This window comes from Streptomyces sp. NPDC088124 (assembly GCF_040685895.1).
Lineage (GTDB): Bacteria > Actinomycetota > Actinomycetes > Streptomycetales > Streptomycetaceae > Streptomyces.
The window spans coordinates 175,690-183,601 of record NZ_JBFBJB010000012.1; the positions used below are offsets into that span (position 1 = coordinate 175,690).

At 73.2% G+C, this 7,912-nt stretch carries 6 protein-coding genes; 5 read left to right on the plus strand and 1 reads right to left on the minus strand.

Annotation, left to right across the window (positions count from 1 at the left end):
- Positions 1-289: 289 nt before the first annotated feature.
- Positions 290-2,383: an N-acetylmuramoyl-L-alanine amidase gene (locus tag AB0P17_RS12595; RefSeq protein ID WP_365810219.1), complete on the plus strand. Its 2,094-nt coding sequence runs from the start codon at positions 290-292 to the stop codon at positions 2,381-2,383.
- A gap of 161 nt (positions 2,384-2,544) precedes the next feature.
- On the opposite strand, the gene AB0P17_RS12600 is transcribed toward AB0P17_RS12595, so the two are convergent.
- On the minus strand, positions 2,545-3,522 hold the full coding sequence (locus AB0P17_RS12600; protein WP_365810180.1) for a DUF3027 domain-containing protein: 978 nt from the start codon (positions 3,520-3,522) through the stop codon (positions 2,545-2,547).
- A gap of 630 nt (positions 3,523-4,152) precedes the next feature.
- On the opposite strand from AB0P17_RS12600, the gene AB0P17_RS12605 reads away from it, so the two are divergent.
- The 4 genes from AB0P17_RS12605 to AB0P17_RS12620 all read left to right on the plus strand — a co-directional run bounded on the left by AB0P17_RS12605 (position 4,153) and on the right by AB0P17_RS12620 (position 7,783).
- Positions 4,153-5,595, plus strand: a complete 1,443-nt coding sequence (locus tag AB0P17_RS12605; RefSeq protein WP_365810182.1) for an MFS transporter — start codon at positions 4,153-4,155, stop codon at positions 5,593-5,595.
- 27 nt (positions 5,596-5,622) lie between these two features.
- On the plus strand, positions 5,623-6,102 hold the full coding sequence (locus tag AB0P17_RS12610) for a DUF2771 domain-containing protein (RefSeq protein WP_365810184.1): 480 nt from the start codon (positions 5,623-5,625) through the stop codon (positions 6,100-6,102).
- Between the two features lie 68 nt (positions 6,103-6,170).
- On the plus strand, positions 6,171-6,923 hold the full coding sequence (locus AB0P17_RS12615; RefSeq protein ID WP_365810186.1) for a futalosine hydrolase: 753 nt from the start codon (positions 6,171-6,173) through the stop codon (positions 6,921-6,923).
- Entirely contained in the window at positions 6,920-7,783 is an 864-nt protein-coding gene (locus tag AB0P17_RS12620) for a 1,4-dihydroxy-6-naphthoate synthase (RefSeq protein WP_365810187.1), read from the plus strand. Before AB0P17_RS12615 ends, AB0P17_RS12620 begins: the two co-directional genes overlap by 4 nt.
- The last annotated feature ends 129 nt before the right edge of the window (positions 7,784-7,912 follow it).

The following is a 7,912-nucleotide window of genomic DNA, read 5'->3' on the forward strand; positions in this document are numbered from 1 at the left end:
CGGAGTGTGCCGGGGAGGGCCGTATGAGGCTTCCAGCACTTACGCGTTCATACATGGACAGGGGGACTGCGTGAAGCGGCGTCTGGTGTGGAGTACGACGGCTGTTGCCGTGGCAGGGGTGACCGGGGTGCTGGTCCTGCAGGGAGCCACCGGGAGTGATTCCACCGGAGCGCGGCCCTCGGACAGCAGACCCGGGCCCGTCAGGGCTCAGGCGGAGACCGCCGGCATGAAGCAGGAGGACGGCGGCCGGCGAGCGTCACTGGCCCGACGGGACACCGGTCCGTTCAGCATGGTGGGCGTGACATGGACGGATCCGGCCGCGCGCGTGTCGGGGACGGTCGAGGTCCGTACGCGTGCGGCCGGGGACGGCGCGTGGTCGCGGTGGGTGCGGCTCGACGGTGACAGCGGGCAGGGAGAGAGCGGGGCCGCCCGCGGTGGTACGGAGCCGGCCTGGGTGGGACCGTCCGACGGGGTGGAGGCGCGCGTACGTTCCGCGGCGGGCACCTCGACCGCTCTGCCGGCCGGTCTGCGGCTCGACCTGATCGACCCGGGTGCCGGCGGCGCCGCCGGAATGGAGCCCGCCGCCTTCCGCGTCGAGGCGGCCGGGGAGAGCGACGAGCCGGTGCCCGACAGCAGCGAGCCCGTCTCGGAGGACCCTGCACCGGCCGACTCGTCGGATCCGCCGCCCCAGGAGACGGTCTCGCCGTCACCGGAGGAATCGCCGTCCGGACCCGAGGCCTCCGCGTCGGCGTCCGAGCCCGGCGGTTCCACGTCGCCGTCCACGGAACCGTCCCTGTCCGAGCCGCCGTCGGCGAGCGCCACACCGAGCGGCACGCCGCTGCCGCCCGCGCCGCCGTCCACGGTGCCCAAGCCGCCGATCACGAGCCGGGCCGGCTGGGGAGCGGACGAGTCCATCAGCCCGGAGGAGCCCGGGTATCTGCCCGACGGCAGGATCAAGGCCGTCGTGGTGCACCACACCGCCGAGTCCAACAACTACACCTGTGACCAAGGGCCCGCCGTCGTACGGGGCATCTACGCGTACCACGTGAAGCAGCTGGGCTGGAAGGACATCGGCTACAACTTCCTCGTGGACAAGTGCGGCACCGTCTACGAGGGCCGCAAGGGCGGCGTCGACCGCCCCGTCATGGGTGCGCACGCCTATGGCTTCAACTCCGAGACCACCGGCATTTCCGTACTCGGCACCTACACCGACGCCGCGCCGCCCCAGGCCGCGATGGTCTCGGTCGCGCGGGTCGCCGCCTGGAAGCTCGGACAGTACGGGGTCGACCCGGCCGGCACCACCACGCTCACCGCGGGCGACAGCGGCCGCAACTACCAGGGCAGGACCTGGGCCAAGGGCGCCGCCATGACGTTCCCGACCATCCACGGCCACCGCGACGGCTACAACACCCAGTGCCCCGGCGACGCCCTCTACAAGGGGCTGTCCACCATCCGCACCTGGGCCGCGGGCCCTGTCAGCGGTCTGACGCTCACCTCGGTCACCGGCGCCGGCAAGTCCGGCAGCACGTACTACACCAAGGCCGGCGTGAGCGTGAAGTGGTCCGCCACCACGCCCACCGCGCTGATCAAGCAGTACCAGCTCCTCGTCGACAACAAGGTGGCGGTCACCACGGCGGGCAGCGCCACCACCGCCACCGCCAACCTGGCCGTCGGCACGCACCAGGTCGCCGTACGGGCCGTGCACCAGTCCGGCAGGACCACGACCACACCGGCCGCGACGGTCGTCGCCGAGACCACCGCCCCGTCCTTCACCACCAAGCCCGCCCTCGCCCTGCGCACCGGTACGGTCAGCACCACCGCCGTACCCGTCACCCTGAGCTGGAAGGCCACCGACACCGCCGCGCTGAAAGAGGTACGGCTGACGGCGCCCGTCGCCAAGGTCTACGGCCCCACCACCACCAGCGCCGCCCACACGGCCAAGCCGGGGGTGGCCACGGCCTGGAAGATGACGGCCCACGACCAGGCGGGGAACACCGGGAGCGCCTCCGTCACCCACACACCGGTGATCGTTCAGGAGACCTCGGCCACCCGTGGCGGAAGCTGGACGACCAGGTCCTCCACCAGTTACCTCGGCGGCAAGTCGTACTCCAGCTCCGCCAAGGGCGCGAGCCTGAGCTGGACCTTCACCGGCAAGTCGGTGGCCTGGGTCGTCTCCCGCGCCGCTTCCTCCGGTCAGGCCTACGTCTATGTGGACGGCGTCAAGGCGGCGACGGTCGACCTCAAGTCCGCCACCACCAAGTACCGCGACGCGATCTGGACCAAGACCTGGTCCACCAGCGCCAAGCACACCGTCAAGATCGTGGTCGTCGGTACCTCGGGCCGCCCGACCGTCACCACCGACGGCATCGTCCACCTCGGATAACCCGGTACGCGAACCCCGGCACCGACCGATCACCGCCGGCCGGCCCCGTTCCACCGGGGCCGGCCGGCGGTGCGGTTACCAGGCCGGGACCGACGGCGCGTGGCCTTCTTCGGCCACGCGCCGGTCTCCGCCTACGAGTGACCCGGCTACGAGTGACCCGCCTACGAGTGGCCCAGGTCCTCCGTGTCGCCGTCCGGCGCGGCGCCCGTCAGGACCGAGCCGCTGTCCCTCGCCGGGCGGAGCGGGAAGGCGTCCGTGCCCACCGAGTCCAGGACCGGCGGCGCCGGGCGCAGGGGCTTGGGCATGACGGCCGCTTCCGAGTGGCCACCGCAGCCGTACGCCAGGGAGACGACGCGGCCGTCCGCCGGGGAGAACTCGTTCGCGCAGACGCCGAACGCCTGGCGCAGCGAGCCCGCCAGCGGCAGCAGGAAGCCGCAGGAGACGCAGGGCGCCGGGGCCGCCTGGGCCATGGGGGTCTTCGCGCCGAAGGACTCGTCCCAGCGGTCCGCCGCCACATGCAGCCCGTAGCGGGAGAGGACCCGCGCCCGGCGCATGCCCAGTTCCTCCGCGACCGCCGCGATCGTGGCGCGCACCGGTACGCCGCCGGGCGCCCCGGGTGCTCCGGGCTCGGCCGAATCGGCGGCCAGGTCGACGGTCTCCTCCGCCGCGTCCTCCGCCTCGACCAGGTCCGCGAGGTTCTGCGGAGTCACCTCCGGTACGACGGCGGAGTTCGGCGGCGGCATGTCCTCGCCCGAGTAGCCGGGCTCCAGGCGCAGGTCCTCCGCCTCCGTCGGCAGCAGATCGCCGGGGCCCATGTCGCCGGGGCGCAGCCGCTCGCTCCAGGGCACCCATTCGGGGGCGAGGAGGGAGTCCGGGCCGGGCAGCAGCACCGTTTCGTCCAGCGTGACGATCTTCGCGCGGGAGGCGCGCGCGACCGTCACCGCCCAGCGCCAGCCGCGGTAGCCGGGCTCCTTGCACTCGAAGAAGTGGGTGACGACCCTGTCCCCGTCAGCCACCGCCGAGACATGTTCCCCGACCACCCCGGGCGCGGCGGCCTCCTCGGCAGCCGACCGGGCGAGGTCTACCGCCTCGGCGCACAGACGGTCAGGGATTCGGCTTCGCGTCGTCGCAGCACTCACAGGTCTCGCTTCTCTCCTACGCCGTCTCACGGGTGCGCCGGCCGAATCGCGATGTACGAGCCGAGGGCGGAGCGGACCAGAGGGCCGCATCGACGTCCACGCCCGATCTCTCCTCGGGCACGCCTACTGTCATCCATTCTGCGGGATGACAAAGAGGCGCGCGGCCGAGAACAACCGCCGGTGGCGCGCTACGCACGCTACCCCTTCCGCCGCCCGCCGCCCACCTGCGCGTCGTCTTTCCCGTACTTCGGGCCACTCCGCAACCAGCCCGTAACCCGGCGGACCCCCACGGTGACGTGCGAAGGGGCGCTCGGGGCCGGCCGGGCGAGTCGGCCGGCCACCGTACGGTACGGGCGCGGCGCGGCCGGGGACGTGCGGCGGAGCGCCGCGGGGAGCGCCCGGCCGCGGGAAGACCTCAGGGGTGACCGGATCCCGCCCGCGGGTACGTGTGCGGCGCCCCGCGCCCCGTGAACCCGGGTACGGGTGCGGCGCCCCGCGCCCCGTGAACCCGGGTACGGGTGCGGCGCCCCGCCCGGGGCAGACACCACCGGGTGAACGCCCCACGGCCCCCGGACGACCCCCGGACGACCCCCGCCGACTCCTCCGTCATGGCAGCGTCACGGCCCCGTCATGCGCGAGTTCGGTTCGCCCCAGGGGCCCCTGGGGCACTATGACGGGGTGGCAGCCGTAAGGTCGTCCGACGCCCACGCGTCCGGCGGTCCGCTCCGGAGGACCGGGCGGGCGGTCGGCCGAGCGCTGCGCCTGCCGTTCACCGCCACGGGGCGTGGCATCAGGAAGGCCACCCACGCGCACGGCGCGGGCGAGTCCGGGCTCGGCAAGCTGATCGAGCTGCACGCCGTGAACGGCGCGGGCGATGTCATGATCACCGTCGCGCTCGCCTCGACGGTCTTCTTCTCCGTGCCGACCGACGAGGCGCGCGGCCGGGTCGCGCTCTACCTCGCCGTCACCATGGCGCCCTTCACCCTGCTCGCCCCGGTCATCGGCCCGCTCCTCGACCGCCTCCCGCACGGCCGCCGCGCCGCCATGGCCGCCGCCATGCTGACCCGCGCCGTCCTCGCGATCGTCATGTCCACCGCGGTGATCACCGGGAGCCTGGAGCTGTATCCGGCGGCGCTCGGGGTGCTGGTCGCGTCGAAGGCGTACGGGGTCGTCCGCAGCGCGGTCGTGCCCCGGCTGCTGCCGCCGCGCTTCTCGCTCGTACGGGCCAACTCCCGTGTCACGCTCGCCGGTCTGCTGGCCACCGGCGTCGCGGCGCCGATCGCCGCCGGGCTGCACATGATCGGGCCGCGCGGGCCGCTGTACGGGGCCTGCGTGATCTTCCTCGGCGGCGCGGTCCTGGCGTTCACGCTGCCGCCGACGGTGGACTCGGCGAAGGGGGAGCGCAAGGCACGGCTCGTCACCGTCCCCCACACCCATCCCCACGGCGGGGGCGACCGGGCCGGGAAGGAGCGGCGGCCCAGCCTGCGGACGGTCGGCCCCTCCGTGCTCCACGGCCTCCAGGCCAACGCCGCGCACCGCGCGCTCTCCGGCTTCCTGACCTTCTTCCTCGCCTTCCTCCTGCGCGAACACCCGCTCGCCGGCCAGAGCGCCGCCGTCTCCCTCGGCATCGTCGGCGTCGCGGCGGGCGCCGGGAACGCGCTCGGTACGGCCGTCGGCGCGTGGCTCAAGGCGCGCGGCCCCGAGCTGATCATCGCCACGATGCTGGCCATCGCCCTCTCCGCGACGATCCTGGCGGCACTGCTCTTCGGCGGGCTGATGATGGCGGTGCTCTGCGCGATCGCCGGGTTCTCGCAGGCGCTGTCGAAGCTGTCGCTGGACGCGGTGATCCAGCGCGACGTGCCGGAGGAGGTACGGACGTCCGCGTTCGCCCGCTCGGAGACGCTGCTCCAGATGTCCTGGGTGGTCGGCGGCGCGATCGGCATCGCGCTGCCGCTCAACGGGGTGCTGGGGATGGGCGTGGCCGCGTGCATCGTGGGGCTGGGGGCGCTCATGGGCGCCCGGGGCCTGCTGAGCGCGGCGCGGCGCGGCTCGCCGCACCCGCGTGTGGCGTGAGCCGGGGCGACCGATAGCCTTCGGCCCATGACCGTTGCGTTCTTCTCTGGTAGGTACCGCCGGGCCGGCGTCGCGCTCGGCGCGGTGTCCGCCGGGCTCCTCGTCCTCGCCGCCTGTGAAAAGCCGACGCCGCTCGCGACCGTGACGGTCAACAGCGACTCGGTCAACACCGAGGCGGCCTGCTACAACGACGGCAAGGCCATCAAGGAGGCGGACATGCAGCCTTGCCTCAACAAGAAGGCCGAGAAGACGATCACGGTCGCCATGGACGACAAGATCCGCTTCGGCGTCGACCCGGAGATCGCGGAGCGCGGCTGGACGCTCTTCATCAACGGCCAGCCGGCCGAGCAGGAGCCGTACAAGAAGACGTACCGGTCCATCCCGGCCAGCGCGTTCTTCTCCAGCCAGACCGGTCAGACGGCCAACGAGACGCAGGTCAGCGTGGTCGAGACGACGGGCAAGAGCCTGACGGGTGTCTGGCACTTCGAGTTCAAGAAGAGCTCCTGAGCCGTCTCCCTTCGTGACCCGACTCCCGTCCTGACTCGTCTCCCCGCAGCCGTACGAGAGGTTCCGCCATGCGTGTACTCGTCGTGACCGCGGTGGCGGCGGAGGCCGAGGCAGTGGCCGCCGGGCTCGGCCGGTACGCGGCCAGTGGCGTACGGGAGCTGACCGGCGGGTACGAGATGGCGGGCCACGCCCAGTACACGCCACGGCCCGGCTCCGTGCAGATACCGGTGGTGGACGTGCTGGCGGGCGGGGTCGGTCCGACGGCCGCCGCGGTCGCCACGGCGACGGCGCTCGCGGCCTCCCCGTACGACCCTCCGTACCACCTCGTCGTCTCGGCCGGGATCGGCGGCGGCTTCCTGCCGCACGCCCCGGTCGGCTCGCTCGTCGTCGCGGACTCGATGGTCGCGGCCGATCTGGGCGCGGACTCCCCCGACGGGTTCGCCGCCGTCGAGGAGCTGGGCTTCGGCCGCTCCGTACGGCGCCCTCCGGCCGAACTGGCGGCCAGGACGGCGGCGGTGCTGAGCGCCGACCCGGCGGTCCCGGTGCTCCTCGCGCCCGTCCTGACCGTCTCGACCGCGACGGGCACCGCCGCGCGCACGGCGGAGCTGACCGCGCGCCACCCGCGGGCCGGGGCGGAGGCGATGGAGGGGTACGGGGTCGCGGAGGCCGCCGCGGTCCACGGCGTACCGTGTATCGAGGTCCGCGCGATCTCGAACGCGGTCGGCCCGCGCGACCGCGAATCGTGGCGGATCGGCCGGGCGATGGAGTCGCTGCGGCACGCGTTCACCCTGCTCACCCCCATTTTCGAGGAGCCGTCATGAACAGCTCGTCAGCCGGCTCGGCATCGCTCAAGATCGCGTACTCGCCGTGCCCGAACGACACGTTCGTCTTCGACGCGCTGGCGCACGGCCGGGTGGCGGGGGCGCCGGAGCTGGACGTCACGTTCGCGGACATCGACCTCACCAACGGCATGGCGGAGCGCGGCGAGTTCGACGTGCTGAAGGTCTCGTACGCCGTACTGCCCTGGATCCTCGACGAATTCACGCTCCTGCCCTGCGGCGGCGCGCTCGGCCGCGGCTGCGGCCCCCTGGTCCTCACGAAGGAGCCGGGCACCGACCTGACCGGGAAGACCGTCGCCGTACCGAGCGAGCGCTCGACGGCCTATCTGCTCTTCCGGCTGTGGGCGGCGGACGTGGTGCCCGGCGGGGTGGGCGAGATCGTCGTGCTGCCCTTCCACGAGATCATGCCCGCGGTACGGGAGGGCAAGGTGGACGCCGGACTCGTCATCCACGAGGCGCGCTTCACGTACCGGAACTACGGGCTGCACAGCCTCGCCGACATGGGCGAGCACTGGGAGTCCACGACGGGCCTGCCGATCCCCCTGGGCGCGATCGTCGCGAAGCGCTCCCTGGGTACGGAGACGCTGCGGCTGCTGGCCGATTCGGTCCGCCGGTCGGTCCGGATGGCCTGGGACGACCCGGAGGCGTCGCGCCCGTACGTCCAGGAGCACGCCCAGGAGATGGACCCGGCCGTCGCGGACCAGCACATCGGCCTGTACGTCAACGAGTTCACCGCGGACCTCGGGGAGGACGGCTACGCCGCCATCCGCGGCCTCCTCACCCGCGCGGCGGCCGAGGGCCTGGTCCCGCCCCTCCCGGCGGGTGCGCTGGACTTCGGCTGAGCGCGGCCTGCTCGGAGGCCGCGGAGGCCGTGGAGCGAGTGGCGGAGGCCGGATCGGGTGCCTGACGCCATGGCATCCACAGCCTCGTCCAAGAACTGAGAGGGGAACGACATGAAGGACATCACGTGG